Origin of the sequence: Nocardia veterana NBRC 100344 (genome assembly GCF_000308855.1) — a bacterium.
In the GTDB taxonomy this organism is placed as follows: domain Bacteria; phylum Actinomycetota; class Actinomycetes; order Mycobacteriales; family Mycobacteriaceae; genus Nocardia; species Nocardia veterana.
The window spans coordinates 1-18166 of record NZ_BAGM01000096.1 but is presented as its reverse complement, the minus strand read 5'-3'; the positions used below and the strand labels follow the sequence as shown (position 1 = coordinate 18166).

At 69.3% G+C, this 18166-nt stretch carries 19 protein-coding genes and 1 pseudogene; 16 read left to right on the top strand and 4 right to left on the bottom strand.

Annotation, left to right across the window (positions count from 1 at the left end):
• Positions 1-89 precede the first annotated feature (89 nt).
• On the bottom strand, positions 90-1049 hold the full coding sequence (locus tag ON37_RS17870) for an electron transfer flavoprotein subunit alpha/FixB family protein (protein ID WP_040720764.1): 960 nt from the start codon (positions 1047-1049) through the stop codon (positions 90-92).
• Between the two features lie 42 nt (positions 1050-1091).
• Positions 1092-1877, bottom strand: a complete 786-nt coding sequence (locus tag ON37_RS17865; protein ID WP_040720763.1) for an electron transfer flavoprotein subunit beta/FixA family protein — start codon at positions 1875-1877, stop codon at positions 1092-1094.
• Between the two features lie 210 nt (positions 1878-2087).
• On the opposite strand from ON37_RS17865, the gene ON37_RS17860 reads away from it, so the two are divergent.
• From ON37_RS17860 to ON37_RS34710, 5 genes are all read left to right on the top strand, one after another.
• The gene (locus tag ON37_RS17860) at positions 2088-2903 is read left to right on the top strand and encodes a class I SAM-dependent methyltransferase (protein ID WP_040720761.1); all 816 of its coding nucleotides are present in this window, start codon (positions 2088-2090) and stop codon (positions 2901-2903) included.
• Entirely contained in the window at positions 2900-4471 is a 1572-nt protein-coding gene (locus tag ON37_RS17855; RefSeq protein WP_040720760.1) for a 1,4-alpha-glucan branching protein domain-containing protein, read from the top strand. The genes ON37_RS17860 and ON37_RS17855 overlap by 4 nt, the downstream gene beginning before the upstream one ends.
• Entirely contained in the window at positions 4468-5730 is a 1263-nt protein-coding gene (locus ON37_RS17850) for a glycosyltransferase family 4 protein (protein WP_040720758.1), read from the top strand. The genes ON37_RS17855 and ON37_RS17850 overlap by 4 nt, the downstream gene beginning before the upstream one ends.
• A gap of 252 nt (positions 5731-5982) precedes the next feature.
• Positions 5983-6855: a GNAT family N-acetyltransferase gene (locus ON37_RS17845; RefSeq protein ID WP_051031755.1), complete on the top strand. Its 873-nt coding sequence runs from the start codon at positions 5983-5985 to the stop codon at positions 6853-6855.
• Positions 6856-7070: 215 nt separating this feature from the next.
• Positions 7071-8132, top strand: coding sequence for a lysophospholipid acyltransferase family protein (locus ON37_RS34710; protein WP_422615684.1), 1062 nt, complete (start codon positions 7071-7073; stop codon positions 8130-8132).
• Positions 8133-8198: 66 nt separating this feature from the next.
• Here ON37_RS34710 and ON37_RS17835 read toward each other — a convergent pair whose 3' ends face one another.
• Positions 8199-8879, bottom strand: a complete 681-nt coding sequence (locus ON37_RS17835; protein ID WP_040720757.1) for a PAS and ANTAR domain-containing protein — start codon at positions 8877-8879, stop codon at positions 8199-8201.
• A gap of 162 nt (positions 8880-9041) precedes the next feature.
• On the opposite strand from ON37_RS17835, the gene ON37_RS17830 reads away from it, so the two are divergent.
• The 4 genes from ON37_RS17830 to ON37_RS17815 all read left to right on the top strand — a co-directional run bounded on the left by ON37_RS17830 (position 9042) and on the right by ON37_RS17815 (position 12811).
• Positions 9042-9278, top strand: a complete 237-nt coding sequence (locus ON37_RS17830) for a hypothetical protein (RefSeq protein WP_157171482.1) — start codon at positions 9042-9044, stop codon at positions 9276-9278.
• 190 nt (positions 9279-9468) lie between these two features.
• Positions 9469-10764, top strand: a complete 1296-nt coding sequence (locus ON37_RS17825; RefSeq protein ID WP_083893097.1) for a PP2C family protein-serine/threonine phosphatase — start codon at positions 9469-9471, stop codon at positions 10762-10764.
• Positions 10761-12368 carry a sensor histidine kinase gene (locus ON37_RS17820; protein WP_051031726.1) on the top strand — a complete coding sequence of 536 codons (1608 nt, stop codon included), beginning with the start codon at positions 10761-10763 and terminating at the stop codon, positions 12366-12368. Before ON37_RS17825 ends, ON37_RS17820 begins: the two co-directional genes overlap by 4 nt.
• Positions 12365-12811 carry a response regulator gene (locus ON37_RS17815; RefSeq protein ID WP_040720755.1) on the top strand — a complete coding sequence of 149 codons (447 nt, stop codon included), beginning with the start codon at positions 12365-12367 and terminating at the stop codon, positions 12809-12811. The genes ON37_RS17820 and ON37_RS17815 overlap by 4 nt, the downstream gene beginning before the upstream one ends.
• Positions 12812-12832: 21 nt before the next feature.
• Here the strand turns inward: ON37_RS17815 and ON37_RS17810 are convergent, their stop codons facing one another.
• Entirely contained in the window at positions 12833-13201 is a 369-nt protein-coding gene (locus ON37_RS17810; RefSeq protein ID WP_051031753.1) for an STAS domain-containing protein, read from the bottom strand.
• Between the two features lie 227 nt (positions 13202-13428).
• Here ON37_RS17810 and ON37_RS17805 point away from each other — a divergent pair, with 227 nt between their 5' ends.
• The 7 genes and pseudogenes from ON37_RS17805 to ON37_RS17775 form a co-directional block, all read left to right on the top strand.
• On the top strand, positions 13429-13863 hold the full coding sequence (locus ON37_RS17805) for an ATP-binding protein (protein ID WP_083893083.1): 435 nt from the start codon (positions 13429-13431) through the stop codon (positions 13861-13863).
• Complete coding sequence (locus ON37_RS17800) at positions 13853-14653, top strand: RNA polymerase sigma factor SigF (RefSeq protein WP_040720893.1); 801 nt, start codon at positions 13853-13855, stop codon at positions 14651-14653. The genes ON37_RS17805 and ON37_RS17800 overlap by 11 nt, the downstream gene beginning before the upstream one ends.
• Positions 14654-14670: 17 nt before the next feature.
• Positions 14671-15225 carry an ATP-binding protein gene (locus ON37_RS17795; RefSeq protein WP_040720754.1) on the top strand — a complete coding sequence of 185 codons (555 nt, stop codon included), beginning with the start codon at positions 14671-14673 and terminating at the stop codon, positions 15223-15225.
• Between the two features lie 88 nt (positions 15226-15313).
• Entirely contained in the window at positions 15314-15829 is a 516-nt protein-coding gene (gene msrA / locus ON37_RS17790; protein WP_040720752.1) for a peptide-methionine (S)-S-oxide reductase MsrA, read from the top strand.
• A gap of 10 nt (positions 15830-15839) precedes the next feature.
• On the top strand, positions 15840-16358 hold the full coding sequence (locus ON37_RS17785; protein ID WP_051031725.1) for a nitroreductase family deazaflavin-dependent oxidoreductase: 519 nt from the start codon (positions 15840-15842) through the stop codon (positions 16356-16358).
• Positions 16359-16499: 141 nt separating this feature from the next.
• A complete protein-coding gene (locus tag ON37_RS17780) occupies positions 16500-17837 on the top strand; it encodes a sigma-54-dependent transcriptional regulator family protein (protein ID WP_040720751.1) in 1338 nt (445 codons plus the stop codon).
• A 117-nt stretch (positions 17838-17954) separates the two neighbouring features.
• Positions 17955-18166 (top strand): annotated as a pseudogene (locus tag ON37_RS17775) (aldehyde dehydrogenase); the annotation flags it as partial.

Here is an 18166-nt window from a genome sequence, read left to right as displayed (position 1 = left end):
GGGCCTGCACCGCGGACGCACGCCGATGCGCAGACGGCCCGCCGGATCGGAACCGATCCGGCGGGCCGTACTCCCTGCAGGGGTCCGAATCAGCCCTTGTGGGCCTTGACCGCCTCGGTCAGCTGCGGGGCGACATTGAACAGGTCGCCCACGATGCCGTAGTCGCTGATCTCGAAGATCGGCGCCTCTTCGTCCTTGTTGACGGCGACGATGGTCTTCGAGGTCTGCATACCCGCGCGGTGCTGGATGGCACCGGAGATGCCGAGGGCCACGTACAGCTGCGGCGAGACCGTCTTACCGGTCTGGCCGACCTGGAACTGGCCCGGGTAGTAGCCCGAGTCGACGGCGGCACGCGAGGCGCCGACCGCGGCACCCAGCGCGTCGGCCAGCGGCTCGACGACCTTGTGGAAGTTGTCCTCCGAGCCGACACCCCGGCCACCGGAGACCACGATGGTGGCCTCGGTGAGCTCCGGACGATCGCCACCGACGACCGGCTCGCGCGAGGTCACCTTGGTGACGCCCTCTTCCTGAGCCGGAACCTCGACGGTCACCTTCTCGCCGGCGCCGGCCTGCGGAGCGGCCTCGATCGCGCCGGGGCGCACCGAGATCACCGGGACGTCGCCGGTCGCCTTGGCGTCGACGGTGAACGCGCCACCGAAGATGGAGTGGGTGGCCGAGCCGTCGGCGTTGACGCCGATGACGTCGACCAGCAGGCCGGAACCGATACGGGCGGCCAGCCGACCCGACACCTCCTTGCCCTCGGCGGACGCGGCAACCAGCACGGCGGCCGGCGACGCCGACTCCACCAGCCCGGCCAGCACGTCGACCTTCGGGGTGACCAGGTAGCCCTCGACGTCGTCGGACTCGGCGACGTAGATCTTCTCGGCGCCCGCAGCGGTCAGGGCGTCGGCCAGCTTGTCAGCCGTGCCGGGCGCACCCAGCACGACGGCCGCCGGGGTGCCCAGGGTGCGGGCGGCGGTGAGGAGTTCGGTGGTGACCTTCTTCGGGGCACCTTCGGCGTGCTCGACGAGCACAAGTACTTCTGCCATGTGTATCTCTCCTGAAGTCTGTGGTGAATGCGCTCGGCGGGATCAGATGATCTTCTGGCCGATGAGGTACTGCGCGACCTGGTTGCCGCCCTCGCCCTCGTCGACGACCTTCTCGCCCGCGGTGCGCGGCGGCTTCGGGGTGACACCGGTGACCGCGGTGCCCGCGTTCGCCACACCGACCGTCGACGGGTCGATGCCCAGGTCGGCCAGGGTGAACGTCTGCACTTCCTTCTTCTTCGCGGCCATGATGCCCTTGAAGGAGGGGAAGCGGGGCTCGTTGATCTTCTCGGTGACCGAGACGATGGCGGGCAGGTTCGCCTCGAGCTTGAACACGCCCTCGTCGGTCTCGCGCTCGCCGGTGATCTTGTCGCCGTCGACGGTCAGCTTGCGCAGGTGGGTCAGCTGGGGGATGCCCAGGTACTCGGCGATGATGGCCGGCACGGCACCCGCGCGACCGTCGGTGGCCTCGTTACCGGCGATGACGAGTTCGATGCCTTCGATCTGGCCCAGCGCACCGGCGAGCACCCACGCGGTCTGCACGGCATCGGAGCCGTGGATCGCGTCGTCCTTGACGTGGATGGCCTTGTCGGCGCCCATGGACAGCGCCTTGCGGATCGCCTCGGTGGCGCGCTCGGGTCCCATGGCGAGCACGGTGACCTCGCCGCCCTGGGCTTCCTTGATCAGCAGGGCCTCTTCGACGGCACGCTCGTTGATCTCGTCCAGGATCGCGTCGGCGGCCTCCCGGTCGAGGGTGTAGTCACCATCGCTGAGCTTGCGCTCGGACCAGGTGTCGGGAACCTGCTTGATCAGTACGACGATGTTCGGCATTGGTCTTCGTCGACCTCCTGTTCTGGTGGCACGTGAGGTGGGGTCGCACGATCGGGTGGCCGTACGTCCACGTGAAAAGCTCCGTCACATCTAAAGCTCCGTCCGGGAGATTACCCTAGATTAAGTTACCCACGGGTAACTTAGGGTGTGATGTTCTCCATGGCCGGTCCGAGCGCGGGTGTGATACAGGCAACCGCTAACGTCGATCCAATGAGTGAGGCTGTCGTCTCCCCGGTGAACGGGGAGTCTGCCGGGGTCGAATCGCTGCCGTTGACCGGCGAACGGACCGTGCCGGGTATCGCGGAGGAGAACTACTGGTTCCGCCGCCACGAGATCGTCTATGCCCGCCTGCTCGAACGGTGTGCCGGGGCAACGGTTCTGGAGGCCGGCTCCGGTGAGGGATACGGCGCGAACATGATCGCCGACGTCGCCACCAAGGTGATCGGTCTGGACTACGACACCAGTGCCGTCGAGCATGTGCGGGCGGCCTATCCCCGGGTGGAGATGATCCAGGGCAATCTCGCCGACCTGCCGCTCGACGACGCCTCGGTCGATGTGGTGGTGAACTTCCAGGTCATCGAACATCTGTGGGACCAGGGACAATTCCTGCGCGAATGCCTGCGCGTGCTGCGCCCGGGCGGCGAGCTGCTGATCAGCACGCCGAACCGGATCACCTTCTCGCCCGGTCGCGATACGCCGTTGAACCCCTTCCACACTCGCGAGCTGAACGCCGCCGAACTCTCGGAGTTGCTGGTGGAGGCCGGATTCCGGGTGGATGTGATGGCCGGGGTTCATCACGGTCCGGCGTTGGTCGCCCTCGACCGGCAGTGGGGAGGCTCGTTCATCGACGCGCAGATCGAGCGGGCGCTGGCCGGGGAGCCCTGGCCCGCCGAGCTGACCGCCGCCGTGGCGGGCGTGCGCACCGACGACTTCGAGCTGCGTCCCGCGCTCGGCTCGGGCGTTCCCGCCTGGGATCCGGAGATCGACGCCAGCCTCGATCTGGTCGCGATCGCGGTGAAGCCGTGAGCGATTCGTCGCCGGTGCCGGGCCGGTTCGCCCTGGTCCTGCACTCCCATCTGCCGTGGCTGGTCCATCACGGACGCTGGCCGGTCGGTGAGGAGTGGCTGTATCAGTCGTGGGCGGCGTCCTATCTGCCGGTGGCGCGGGTGCTGAGAACCCTTGCCGCGGAAGGGCGTTCGCATCTGCTCAGCCTGGGTATCACCCCGGTGCTGGCCGCGCAGCTCGACGATCCGCACGCGCTGGCGGCCATGCATCACTGGCTGGGCAACTGGCAGATGCGCGCGGACGAGGCCGCGCTGGCCGGGAAGCGCGAGCTGGGCCGTTACGAGCACGCGCTGGCGGCCGAGGCGCTCACCGATTTCGAGCTGCGCTGGCGCCACGGTGGTTCGCCGGTGTGGCGGGAACTGATCGACTCCGAAGCGATCGAACTGCTGGGCGGTCCGCTGGCGCACCCGTTCCAGCCGCTGCTGGATCCGCGACTGCGGGATTTCCAGCTGCGGGAGGGCCTGGCCGATGCCCGGCATCGCTGGGGCCGCCGGCCCGCGGGGATCTGGGCGCCGGAATGCGGTTTCACTCCCGGTATGGAACAGGGCTACGCCGCTGCCGGTGTGACGCATTTCATGGTCGACGGTCCGGCGCTGCGCGGTGACACCACCCTCGGCCGCCCGGTGTGGGACAGCGATGTGGTCGCGTTCGGCCGGGATCTGCAGGTGAGCTACCGGGTGTGGTCGCCGAAATCCGGTTATCCCGGGCAGGCGCACTATCGCGACTTCCATCATTACGACCATGCGACCGGTCTCAAGCCCGCGCGTGTCACGGGCAAGCAGGTCGCCGGTCCGGACAAGGCGCCCTACGATCCCGCTGCCGCCGCGGCGGCGATCGAACGGGACGTCGCCGATTTCGTCGCGACGGTGCGGCAGCGCCTGATCGACGAATCCGAGCGGATCGGGCGGCCGGCCCTGGTGGTGGCCGCCTTCGACACCGAACTGTTCGGCCACTGGTGGCACGAGGGGCCGCAGTGGCTGGAGCAGGTGTTGCGGGCGCTGCCGGCGGCCGGCGTCACCGTCGGGACCCTCGCCGATGCGCGGGCGGAGGGGTATGTGGGCGAGCCGGTGGAACTGGCCGATTCGTCGTGGGGCTCCGGTAAGGATTGGCGGGTGTGGGCCGGTGACCAGGTGCAGGACCTGGTCGAGCTCAACGCGGAGGTCGTGCGCACCGCCCTCGACACCCTCGACAAGATGGCCGCCCAGGCCGACGGGCTGCGCGATCCGGTCGCGGATCAGCTGCTCCGCGAGGCGATTCTGGCCGTCTCCAGCGACTGGGCGTTCATGGTCAGCAAGGACTCCGCGGCCGGCTATGCCCGCGACCGTGCCCATCAACACGCCCACGCCGTGCGCGAGATCGCCGCGGCCGTGACCGCGGGCCAACTCGCCAAAGCACGGCTGTTGGCGGCAGGATGGTACGCGGCCGACGGTTTCTTTCCCGCTCTCGATGCGCGACGACTCGACGCACGGGCTACGGATTCACCCGCAGTCGGTCACCGCTCGGCGGGAGCAACAGAAGGACCGGCATGAAGATCTTGATGGTGTCGTGGGAGTACCCACCGGTAGTCGTCGGTGGGCTCGGTCGGCATGTCCATCACCTGGCCGTGGAGCTCGCGGCTGCCGGCCACGAGGTGGTGGTGCTGGCTCGCCGCCCGATGGGCACGGACGCCTCCACCCACCCCACCCACACCTTCATCGAGGACCGGGTGCTGGTGGTCGCCGTCGCCGAGGACCCGCCGGCCTTCGATTTCGGCGAGGACATGCTGGCCTGGACGCTGGCGATGGGCCATGCGATGGTGCGCGCGGGAATCGCGTTGAGCAAGCCCGGCATCGCCGAGGGCTGGACCCCGGATGTCGTGCACGCGCACGACTGGCTGGTCGCGCATTCGGCGATCGCGCTGGCCGAACACTACGACGTCCCGTTGGTGTCGACGATCCACGCCACCGAAGCCGGCCGGCACAGCGGCTGGGTCTCCGGCCGGGTGAACAAGCAGGTGCACTCGGTGGAATGGTGGCTGGCCCGCGAATCCGATGCGTTGATCACCTGTTCCGCCTCGATGCAGGACGAGGTGGAGAAGCTCTACGGTCCCGAACTCGTGCCGGTGACGGTGATTCGCAACGGAATCGACGTGGGCGCGTGGACGTTTCGCGAGCGCGCGCCACGCTCCGGGCCGCCGCGCCTGCTCTACGTGGGGCGGCTCGAATACGAGAAGGGCGTACAGGACGCGATCGCCGCACTGCCGCGGATCCGTCGTGCCCACCCCGGCGCCACCCTCACCATCGCCGGCGTCGGCACCCAGTTCGAATGGTTGCGTGAGCGCGCCCGGGTGCACCGGGTGGCGCGCGCGGTGAATTTCGCCGGCCGGCTCGACCACGCGGAACTGCTGGGTTGGCTGCACGGCGCCGATGCGATCGTGCTGCCGAGCCGGTACGAACCGTTCGGCATCGTCGCGCTGGAGGCCGCGGCCGCCGGTACGCCGCTGGTGACCTCCACGGCGGGCGGGCTCGGCGAGCTCGTCATCGACGGCGTCACCGGGGCCTCGTTCGCGCCGGCGGATGTGACGGGTCTGGTCGAGGCGGTGGTCGCGGTCCTCGACGATCCGGCCGCCGCGCAGGAGCGCGCCTACGCCGCCCGCGAGCGGTTGACCGCGGATTTCGCCTGGGATGTGGTGGCTGCGGAGACGATTCAGGTCTACCAGGCCGCCAAACGCCGGGTCCGCAATCCGCTGGGCCGCCCGGTGATCACGGAACGCCCACTGCCGGAACGGGATCCGAACAACCCGGTGTAGCGGGGCCTGGGCATCGGCCCGACCGCGGCGGTGGCGATCCTGCTGCTCGTGGTGGGCGCCCGCAGTGTTGCCCGCGAGAACGCGAACCGCCGACTCGGCCGCCGCGTCCGGACCTCGGTGCGGCGGTTGGGCCAACTCGCGGGAACGACACAGTGAACGTTCGGTGTGACGGGGGTCTCGTTCACCGGACTGGCATCGCCCGGACACTCGAGCGTCGCCGCATCGCCGAATCCGCCTGGCTTCATCGAGAGCATGACGCCATCGTCCGTGCTGACACCGACCCGCACGACAGGCCCCGGGGCCACCGCACCACAGTACTCCCTGGTCGTGTCCTCCGATCTCGATCATCGCCTGGCCGCGCAACGTCTGCGCTACCGGGTCTTCGCCAACGAGCCCGGCTTCGACATTCCGGTCCACCCCGAGGAACTCGATGCCGACCGATTCGACGAGCACTGCGACCATCTGCTGGTCCGGGACGAGGCGACCGGCGAATTCGTCGGCTGCTACCGCATGCTGCCACCGGACAAGGTCGCCGCGGCGGGCGGGTACTACACCGCCACCGAATTCGATTTGCGGGCGTTGGATCCCGAAGGTCGCCGGATCGTCGAGATGGGCCGGGCGTGCGTCGTTCCCGAGCATCGCAACGGTTCGGTGCTCACCCTGATGTGGGCCGGAATCCTGCACTACATCCAGCTCACCGGATACGACTGGGTGATGGGCTGCGTCTCGGTCCCGATGCGCGACACCCCGGCCGACCCGCCGGGCGCCAATGTCGCCGCGGTGCGAGATCTGTTGTTGAGCAAGCACGCCGGCGATCCGGAGCGCCGCGTGCGCCCCTACCGACCGGTCGTGGTCGACGGCCGCGGGCTCGACGAACTGGCCCGCCCGGCGCGGCCGAAACTCCCGCCACTGCTGCGCGGCTATCTGCGCCTGGGCGCCGAGATCTGCGGTGAACCCGCGCACGACCCCGATTTCGGCGTCGCCGATTTCGTCGCTCTGCTCGGCCTGGACACCATCAACACCCGCTACCTGGAACGCCTGCAGAGCGCGGCGGGAGCCATGGACGCCCGGGCTGCGGAGACCGAGGCGGCCCGGCCTCGCGATACCGGTGGAGGAACACGATGACGCGAACCGACTTACGCAGCGGCGCAGCGACTCTCGCCACGACTGCGGCCCGGCCGGCCGACGTGGTGGCGGCAGAGCCGGCGCACCGGCACACCGCGATGGCGTCGTCGGCGGCCGCGCCGACGGGCGTGCGTTCCACGACCGAGGCGAATGGCGGTGCGTCCCGGGACGTTTCGCTGCCCGGCTCGACCGCGCCGAGTTCCGTCGAGCCGGTCGTGGCGGCGGCAGTGCACGCGTGGATGCCGGTCAGTCCGTGCGGGGCCGGCTGTGTGGCGGCACCGGATACCGCGGGTGCGGTCCGGAGTGTCGCGCGAGTGGCGGGAGTGCTCGGGCTGCTGGTGGCGTTTCCGGTGGTCAACGTGGTGACGCCGCGCGCTCGGCGGACCCGGCTGCACCGCGGGTACGCGCGAGTCCTGTTGCGGTGCTGCGGGATTGCGCTGCGAGTGGTCGACGAGCGTGGCGGCACCGGCCCGAGTGCCGAAGGACGCGGCGTCGGTGAGATCGGTGCCGCTGAGATCGGTGTCGCTGGGATCGGTGCCGGTACCCCGGCTGCCGATCGGAACGGCAGCGGCGGACGGCTCGCCGCCCGCTCCCACCCGGCGGGCAACGGTCCGGCCGGTTCCGGGCGTGGCCTGCTCGTGGTGGCCGGGCATGTCGGGTGGGCCGATGTCCTGGCGCTGGCGGCGGTCTCGCCGATGGGCTTCGTAGCGCGCGGTGACCTGGTGTCGTGGCCCGTGCTGGGCCGGTTGGCGCGGCTCATGCGGGTGATCCCGATCGACCGGGAACGGTTGCGGCAGTTGCCCGAGGTGATCGCGGCGATGTCGGCGCGCCTGGCGGCGGGGGAGCGGGTCGGCATGTTCCCGGAGGGCACCACCTGGTGCGGCCGGGCCCACGGCCGGTTGCGCCCGGCACTGTTCCAGGCCGCGATCGACACCGGCACCCCGGTGCAACCGATCCGCCTGCGCTATCTCGATCGCGCCGGCGAAACGTCGACGGTGCCCGGGTTCGTGGGCGTGGACACCTTCCTCGACTCCGCCCGCCGGGTGCTACGCGCCAAGGGCGTCGTCGCCGAACTCGTCCTGCTTCCGATCGAGGAACCGGGGACCGACCGACACGATCTGGCCGCCCGCTGCGACCGAGCCATCCGCGGCCGCACGCAGGTGCGCATCGACGCCCACGCCACCGCGATCGGCACCGGCCCGACTCGCGAAATCGTCGTGAGCCGCGAAATGGCTACCGCGGCGAGCCGCGAAACGCCCACCCGGTCGGCCTCGTAGCGGGTGCGGGCAGGCGGCCGTCGCGTGCCGGTCGTCCCGCCCGCCGCCGGCGACACCCAATTCGGGTCAGCCCCGCGGCACCAGCCGGTGGGCGGTCAGCACGATGTGGTCGACCCGGGTGCGCAGGGCGGTGTTGTGGCCGTTCAGGCGCTGAAACTCCACCATGAACTGCACGGCCAGGTCACGAAGTTTGGTGTTGGTCTCCTGCGAGCGCCAGCTCAGCACGCGGAACGCTTGTTCCGGGCTGATTCCGTAGGCGAGGGTGAGCGCGCCCTTGGCCTGCTCGATGACCGCGCGGGCCTCGATCACCTCGGGCAGTACCTCCGACAGGGCCTCGTTGCGTTCCTCGGCCATCGTCTCGGTGACATCGACGAAGTACCCGCAGGTGCCGATGACACTGCCGTCGTCGTCGGCGAGCTGCTCGCCGACGACGATGATCTCGCGGACCGCGCCCTCGGTATCGATGATGCGATGCCGGCCGCAGATCGGCTCGCCCGTCTCCATCGCGGTGCTGATACTCGCCGCCATTCGCGCGCGATCGTCCGGATGCTTGTGCGCGAGCAGCAGTTCCGTGGTCGGTTCGGTGTCGGCGGTGTAGCCGTACATTCGCGCGACCTCGTCGGACCACTCCCAGCTCTGATCGGCGAATCGGAACCGGAACCAGCCCACCCCGTCGCACGGCTCGGCGCCGAGCACGCTCGCCACCGGGTCGAGCGGGACGGCGGCGGGCGGTTGTTCGATACTCACCGACTCAGTATCCGCCGTTGTCGGGGCAGCGGCCACGTCCGGCCCGGTAGCGGGCCTGCCGAGGTGATCCGCGTCTCGCCTTCCGCTGTTTGGCCCGCCGGTTTCCGGGCATGTTGTGTCGAGACATCCGAATGAACAGACATCGAGAGGACCGGATCGTTCGTGGTTGCGTTGCTCATGGTGATCGGCTCCGTGGCACTGGTCGTCATCGCGGTGTATGCGACGGTGATCGCCGTCTGGACGAGGAAACTTCGCAACCGGCGCCCGTTCGGCGCCGCGATCCCGGGCACGGCCCCCGGCGGCGGGCTGCCCGCGCCCGACAATCTGGCGCTGTCCGCGAAAACCCTTGTGCGCCAGTCACTCAGCGGTGAACGGGCCGGCGCCGACGCCGTCTGGTGATCACCGTCGCCGCGTACTCGCCCCCGGTCGGATAGGATCAGCTATGCCTCACGGTCGAGCAACGGGCCGCTGAGCAAGTCGGCGTGCGCTGGTGCCGCCACTTCTTTGATCGGAGGCAGCATTGTCGAAACGTGCCGCTGTAGGCACGGTGGCTGTTCCCGCCTGGGAGCAGGTCCCACGGTTTCGCGATATGTCGGGGTCCGCACAACCGTCGTCCGACGGTGCCGAGCCGGTACCGGCGCGCGGTGAGCGAGCGTCGGAGTTCGTGGCATCCGCCGCGCTGCGGCCCGCGTACGGACAGCCGGTGCCGCCCGCCCAGACGATTCTGCTGGTGGAGGACGACCCCGGCGATGCGTTGCTGGTCGAGGAACTCGTTGCCGACGGTGCACCCGGGGTGCGGCTGGAACACGTCCGGTCACTGGCCGAGGCCGGTGCATGGCTGGCCGCGGGCCTGCCCGACTGTGTCCTGCTGGATCTGAATCTGCCCGATTCGCACGGGCTGGATGCGCTGGCGCAGCTGCGCGAATACACCGATCAGGTCGCCGTCGTCGTGATGACCGGGCTCGACGAGGAACAAACCGGTCTGGCCGCGATGGCTGCCGGCGCGCAGGACTACCTGGTCAAGGGCCGCGTGGAACCCGAATGGTTCGGCCGTGCGGTCCGCTATGCGATTCAGCGCAAGCAGGCCGAGCGGACCACCGCCGCGCTGCGGGCCACCACCATGCGGGCGGCGGAGAACGCGCGACTGGAACGGGGGCTGTTGCCCAAACCGCTGTTGCGCGGCGCCCCCGTCGTCGATGTGGTCTCGCGGTACCGGCCCGGCCGGGCGCATTCGCTGCTGGGCGGGGATTTCTATGACGTCGTCCAGGCGGAGGACGGTGCCGTCCACGCCCTGATCGGTGATGTCGCCGGGCACGGCCCGGATGAGGCGGCCATCGGTGTGGGGCTGCGGTTGGCTTGGCGCACACTGGTTTTCAGTGGGATCACCGGTGCCTGCCAGCTCCGGCTGCTGGAGCAGGTGCTGGTCGCCGAGCGCACCGGACCGCACACCTTCGCGACCCTGACCACGCTCTACGTTCCGCCCGGCGGGGACCGGGCGGAGGTGATCCGCGCGGGTCATCCCGGCATGCTGGTGCACTCGCCGGCCGGCACCGAGTGGGTCGAGGTGCCCGGCGGGCCCGCGATCGGCTTCATGCCCGGCCGCGCCGACTGGCCGGTGAGCGAGTTGACCGTGCCGGTGGGCACCGGGCTGATCCTGTTCACCGACGGCCTGTTCGAGGTGCGCACCGGAGCCGACGGCGGGTGGCTCGGGGAGCAGGGCCTGCTGTCGATCGCGGAATCCGTGACCGCCGACCAACCGGCCCGCTATCTCGACGAACTGCTGGGTCGGGTGGAAGCGATCGCCGCTCCGGCGGGCGGGCTCGACGACGATGTCGCGATCGTCTACCTGCGTAGGCGTCCGCGCGAGGAAGTGCGGGGCGAGTGAGCGACGTTCGGCGCCGCGGTGGGTTCGTCGCCCGACTGACCGCACAAACCTGGTTCCAGCTGGTACTCGCCCTGAATGTCGTCGTGGTCCTGGTCGGCGCGGTCGTCGCCGGCCAGGTCATCGCGCATACCAACACCATCACCGACCGCCTGCTCGACCGCACCCAACCGGCCGCGACCGAGGCCTATCGGCTGCAGGCCGCGCTGGTCAATCAGGAGACCGGACTGCGTGGCTATGCGATCTCGGCCGAGCAGCAGTTTCTGGAGCCCTACGACCGGGGAGTCACCGACGAAGCGGCGGCCGCCGCGCGCATTCGCGAACTGGCGGCCGGACGCCCGGCGCTGCTCGACGATCTGAACGCGGTCGAGGACGCCGCGCACCGCTGGCGCACCGATTACGCCCAACCGCTGATCGCGGCGGCGGGAGCACCCCGGCCCGATACCACGACCCTGGTTACCCGGGGTAAGGCGCTGTTCGACGAGTTGCGGGCGAAATTCGCTGCGCAGAACGCGGATTCGGCGGCCGCCATCGCTCACGACCGCGCCGAGTTGGAGCGGGCGCGGACGTTGCGCGATCGGGTGCTGATCGCGGTGGTCGGGCTCGTGCTGCTCACCGGCCTGGCGCTCACCGTGCTGATCCGGCGGCTGATCGCCCGCCCGCTCGACGATCTGACCCGCGCCTCGCGTCGCGTGGCCGACGGAGAATTCGACCACCGGATCGAGGCGCACGGCCCGGCCGACCTGGCAACCGTCGCCGAGGCGGTGGAGGAGATGCGCACCCGCGTGGTCTCCGAACTGAGCTCTTCGCGCGCGCAGGAGGTGCTGCTCGCCCAGCAGGCGACCGATCTGGATCGCCAGACGGTGCAACTGCGCCGCTCCAATGCCGAGTTGGAACAGTTCGCCTACGTCGCGTCTCATGATCTCCAGGAGCCGCTGCGCAAGGTCGCGGCTTTCTGTCAGCTGTTGGAGAAGCGCTACGGCGATCAGCTCGACGAGCGGGCCAAACAGTACATCGACTACGCCGTCGACGGCGCCAAGCGGATGCAGCGCCTGATCAACGACCTGCTGACGTTCTCCCGGGTGGGCCGGGTGATCGACGGCAACGAAGTCGTGGCACTGGACGCGACCCTGGATGCGGCGCTGGACAACCTGTCCGGTGCGATCGAGGAATCCGGTGCGGTGGTCGAGCGGCCGCCACACCTGCCGGAGCTCCAGGGCGAACCGACCCTGCTGACCATGCTCTGGCAGAACCTGATCGGCAACGCCGTGAAATTCCGCAAGCCCGATACCGCACCGGTCGTCCGGATAGAGTGCGAAGCCGGCGATCTCCCGGGCGAATGGCGAATGACGGTGTCCGACAATGGAATAGGTATTCCGCCGGAGTTCGCCGACAAGGTCTTCGTGATCTTCCAGCGCCTGCACAGCCGGGAGGAGTACAGCGGTACCGGCATCGGGCTGGCCCTGTGCAAGAAGATCGTCGAACATCACGGCGGCACGCTGTGGATCGATACCGACTACACCGCCGGCGCCCGCCTGTGCTTCACCCTCGCGGCGCGGACCACGCCCGCCGCCCTCGACCCCGTATCCGAAGGAGCCGACGCATGACCGTACCAGTGGGCCAGCCCATCGACATCCTGCTCGTCGAGGACGATCCGGGCGATGAGCTGATGACGCGGGAAGCCTTCGAGGACGGCAAGATCGGCAACACACTGCACGTCGCGCACGACGGGCAGGAGGCGCTGGATTTCCTGTACCGGCAGGGGGAATTCCCCGACGCGCCGCGGCCCGATCTCATTCTGCTCGATCTGAACCTACCGAAATACGACGGCCGGCAAATTCTGGAAAAGATCAAATCCGATCCGGACCTCAGCCATATTCCGGTGGTGGTACTGACCACCTCTGCGGCCGAGGAAGACATTCTGCGCAGTTATCGCCTGCACGCCAATGCCTATGTGACCAAACCGGTCGACCTGGATCAATTCATCGCCGCGATCAAGCATATCGATGAATTCTTCGTCCAGGTCGTCCGGTTGCCCCGGCAGCGATGACGGGGCCCGGCACCGGCCGGATCAGGCCGAGGGGGACTGTTCGGGCGCGGCCAGCGCCTCCTCGACGGTCGCGAACAGCCGCAGCAGCTTGTCCAGGGCGGTCACCTCGATCGGCCGCCGGACCGCGGGTGAGGCCACCACGCGCAGGCCGCCGGCCGGACCGGCCTGAGAGGTCGCGAGCAGCACACTCAGCCCGGCCGAACCGAGGAATCCCACCTCGGTCATATCCAGCACCACGGTGCTGGGTTCGGACTGCAGGGCCTGATCGAGGGCCGTCTGCAGGTGCGGTGCGGAGTTCATGTCCACCTCACCGTGCACGGTCACGACCACGGCCGAACCTTCCGTGCGGTGCTCCGTGCGCAACAGCGGTGACACCCGTTCGCCGTTCATCGGGCCACCTTCCACGCGGGGCGATTCGTACCGCATTTCGCCACTTCGATACCTCCGGCGTATTCCGATCTGCGCCGCTGTATGCGGCGTGGCGAGCATTCGCCGCTGAACAACATACCCGTTCCGGCAAGTTTCGAACGGGCGCCTCCGATGCGAGAGGATGGTATCGGGCGCGCGCTCGCGTACGCTGTGAATTCGTTTTGCGGCACTATATTTGGGAGCAACGAATGAGCATGGTCGAGAAGGTGTCTCCGGACGCGGGGACCACTGCGGTCGGATTCCAGGTGCCGGCCCTCGTGGAACAGCTCGTAATGGTCCGGGCGCTGACCGAAACCGTCGCGCTGGTCGCCGATTTCGGTATCGACGAGGCCACCGACATCCGCCTGGCCGTCGACGAGGTGGTCAGTGCGCTGGTCGTGGACGCGGCGCCCGATACGGTGATCGACTGCTCGTTCACCGCCGGTGAGTCGACCATGGACGTGCGCGTGGCCGCGGTGGCCACGACGGCCGACGGCCCCGATACCGGCAGCTTCGGCTGGCATATCGTGACGACCCTCACCGAGTGGGTGCGCACCGACACGTCGGACTACGACGAAGCCGTGGGCGGATATCCCACCGTTGTCGAATTCCGCTGGGCCCGTGGCGGAACCGATGTCGCCTGAGAACGCTTCGGGCGCCAACCGCTCGCACCCCGACGGCTACGACGATGTCGCCCCGTTGTTCACCGAGCTCGCCGCGCTGCCGGCCGACGATCCCCGGCGAGCGCAGCTGCGTGAACGGGTGATCGAGCGGTGCCTGCCGCTGGCCGAACACATCGCCCGCAAATTCAGTGGTCGAGGCGAGAATTTCGAAGATCTGCTGCAGATCGCCCGAGTCGGGCTGGTCGCCGCCGTCGACCGGTTCGATCCGACGCAGGGGTCGCCGTTCCTGGCCTTCGCGGTGCCGACGGTGATGGGGGAGGTGCGCCGCCACTTCCGCGATCACACCTGGGCGCTGCGAGTCCCCCGGCGGATCAAGGAGATCCAGACCGCGCTCGGCCCCACCGTGGAAACCCTGTCGCAACGGCTGGGCCGGATGCCGCGGGCCCGCGAGATCGCCGAGGAGATGGACGCCGATCTCGGCGAGGTGACGCAGGCCCTGATCGCCCGCAACGCCTATCAGACGCAATCCCTCGACGTCCCGACCGGCGAGGACGACACCCGCTCCGGAAGTTCGATCCTGGACACCCTGGGTGACGAAGATCCCACTTTCGGGGCGATCGACGACACCCTGACGGTGAAACCGCTGATCGACGCCCTGCCCGAGCGGGAACGTTACGTGCTGACCATGCGGTTCTTCGGCGGCATGACCCAGGAGCAGATCGCGCGCAAACTGGGCTGTTCGCAGATGCAGGTCTCCCGGATCCTCACCAGAACGCTGAAACAGCTGCGCGAGAAGGCTCTGCGTGACTGATCGGACGATCGTGCCGCATGGCGCGCGTGAAAGGGGGTATCGCCGATGTCGAGACGATCATCGGCTGCGATCGGAGTGAGGGAATGAGCGGATTTCGAGATCCTCCCGACGATCCGGCCGGGGGATACGAGAGACGCGAACCGAGGTCGCTGGTGGAACCTTTCGAGGCGAATTTTCTTTCCGAGGCCGGGCGCATCTCCGAGGTGCGCCACGAACTGCGCGAATGGCTGCAGCGGGGCGGTCTCGGCGCCGACCAGGTCTACGACGTGCTGTTGGCGGTGGACGAGGCCTGCACCAACGCGGTGGAACACGGCTACCGCGAAGGGCCGGGCATGGTGGGGTTGCGCGGCGAGATCACCGGGACGGATCTGTATCTGTCCATCGTCGACCACGGCAGCTGGGAACGCCGCACCGAGGCGCCGGACCCGGTGCGCGGGCGCGGACTCTCGATCATGCGGGCGCTGATCACCGATGTCGACATCACCACCGGCCCCGACGGGACCAGGGTGGACCTGCATACCGAAATCGCCGTGCCCGCAACGAATTCCGAGGCGGACGTGGAGGACCGGTAGCCGGGCGCGGCGAGCGGGACTTTTCCGGGTCTCGCGGGAGTTGTATCGGGGCAATACTGGGTGGGGACCGAATGCTGAAGGAGGAAGCGTGACCGACACACGCAGGGCGATTCTGGCAGGCGGCTGCTTCTGGGGCATGCAGGAGTTGATTCGCCGGCAACGGGGTGTGATCTCCACGCGCGTGGGATACACCGGCGGGCGCAACGACCACCCGACCTACCGCAACCATCCGGGCCACGCGGAGGCCGTGGAGATCGTCTACGACCCCGCCCGTACCGACTATCGGACGTTGCTCGAATTCTTCTTCCAGATCCACGACCCCTCGACCAAGGACCGGCAGGGCAACGACATCGGCAGCAGCTACCGTTCGGCGATCTTCTACCTCGACGAGGAGCAGAAGGCGATCGCGCAGGACACCATCGCCGACGTGGACGCCTCGGGTTTGTGGCCGGGCAAGGTGGTCACCGAGGTGACCCCGGCGTCGGAGTTCTGGGAGGCCGAACCCGAGCACCAGGACTACCTGCAGCGGTACCCCGACGGCTACACCTGCCATTTCCCGCGCCCGGGCTGGAAGCTGCCCAAACGCGCGGCGACCTCGCGATAACCACCTCGCGATGACGCGGAGCACCATGTCGGACCGTCAGCAGCGCTCGATTCTGCGGAACCCACTGCCGGCCCTGGGCCGGGCCATCGCCCGCATCCCCTGGGTGATGCGCACCGGCCCGGTGGTCGCCGTCCTGGAACGCATCGTCCGGCGGCTCACCCGGGGGCGCCACGGTGTCCTCGACCTGGCCGGTCTCCCTTCGATGGAGCTGACCGTGCTGGGCCGCAAGTCCGGGTTGCCACGCACCGTGTCACTGCTGTACGTGCCCGACGGGCCGGACCGGTATCTGCTGGTCGGGTCGAACTGGGGCCGGCCGGAACACCCGTCCTGGTCGGCGAATCTCGCCGCCGCCTCGGATGCCGAGGTGCACACCGGCGGCCGGCGGGTCAAGGTGCGGGTCGATCACCTGAGCGGCGCCGAACGCGAACGGGCATGGGAGCGGGCGGTCGCCTACTGGCCCGGATACGCGATGGAGCAGCGGCTGGCCGGGACGCGCCGGTTCCGGCTGTTCCAGTTGACGCCGATCTGACGCCGGCCCTCGCGCGCACCGCCGGTTTCGGGCCCACGACGAGCCGGTCTGCTGGACAATGAGGCTCGAGCCGACAGCCGTGCGGCCCGGCATCCCGGACCGCGCTGGAGTGCGGGCCGACCGGCGACGGGTGAGGTGCGGATGCGAACAGGACCGGACAGCGCGCTGCTGCGGCGCCGGGCCGCGCTGGAACGGCAATGGGCGCGCTGGGTGCCGAATCCGCGCCACGGTCCGATCGAGATCGAGGCGGCGTGTGCGCCGGAAACCCGCGCCGCACATCCGGTGAGCACCGATGCCGAGGCCGGCACCGATGCCGAGCGTCCGGCGCGAGCCCGGGCCGCGCAACCCGTCGGTTCGGATTCCGCGGACCCGCGACCGGACGTCGCGCAGTCCTGGCTCCGGTCGCGAGCCTTCGTCGATCCGGCCACCGATTGCGCTCCCGCGGTGGACGATGTCGCCTCCCGATGGGCCGAGTCGCCGCTGCGCGCACCCATCGCGGAGCTGTCGGACCAGCTGCACAGCGTCACCCACGATGCCGGCTTCGTCGCCGCGGTCACCGACGAGGCGGGCACGATTCTGTGGTCCGACGGCGGTCAGGTGATGCGCCGTCGCGCCGAACGCGTGGGCTTCACCCCCGGCGGGCGCTGGGACGAGAACCACATGGGCACCAACGCGCTGTCGCTGGCGCTGCACACCGGCCGGCCGAGCAGTGTGTTCTCCGCCGAACATCTGGTGGCGGCCCTGCACGGCTGGGTCTGCTATTGCGCCCCGATCCGGGCCGCCGACGGCCGCCAGCTCGGGGTGCTGGATCTGTCCACCACCTGGGACCGCTCCCATCCGCTGGCCATGTCCACGGTGCTGTCGTTGACCGCCGCGGTGGAAGCGAAACTCCAAGGCGGCGTGGGGTATACCGCGTCCGGGGTGCGGCTGGAGTGCCTGGGTGGTGCCACCCTGACTCGCGGCGGGCGGCCGCTGCGGCTGCGGCGCCGGCTGCTGGAGATCCTCACCCTGCTGGCGCTCGAGCCCGAGGGCTACACGCCCGAGCGGCTGCAACTGGCCGTCTACGGCGATCGCCCGACCGGATCCAGCACCCTCAAAGCCGATGTCTCCCATCTGCGCCGCGCCACCGGGGGCGATATCAGCAACCGGGTCTATCGCCTGACCAGCCCGGTGTCCTGCGACGCCACCGAGATGCTGGCGGCCCTGGCCGCCGGTGACACGGCGCGGGCGGTGCGGTTGTATCGCGGTCCGCTGCTGCCGGGTTCGCAGACGCCCGGCATCGTCGAATGGCGGGAGTATCTCGAAGTCGGTATCCGGACCGCCGTGCTGTCCGCCGGCGAGGCCGAGTACGCGTTGGACTACGGCGCGAAGGCGCCGGGCGATATCGAGATCCACGAACACGCGCTGCGGCTGCTACCGCCCCGGGACGCGCGCCGGGCGGTGGCCGCCGCTCGCCTGCACACCGCCCTGCGTGCTTGACCGCGACGCGCGCAGCCGGGTTCAACCTTGTGCCAACCCTCGCGGCCCATAGTGGTGCACATCACGATGACCGTGTCGTGATGCCGACCCTTCGTGACTCATCGAGGAGCACCCGTCATGATCTACGCCAAGCCCGGCGCCGAAGGCAGCATCGTCTCCTACGCCGACCGCTACGACAACTTCATCGGTGGCGAGTGGAAGGCACCGGTGGAAGGCCGCTATTTCGAGAATCCGTCGCCGGTGGACGGGGAGACCTTTTGTGAGGTGGCGCGGTCGTCGGCCGCGGATGTGGAGTTGGCGTTGGATGCCGCGCACGGTGCCGCCGATGC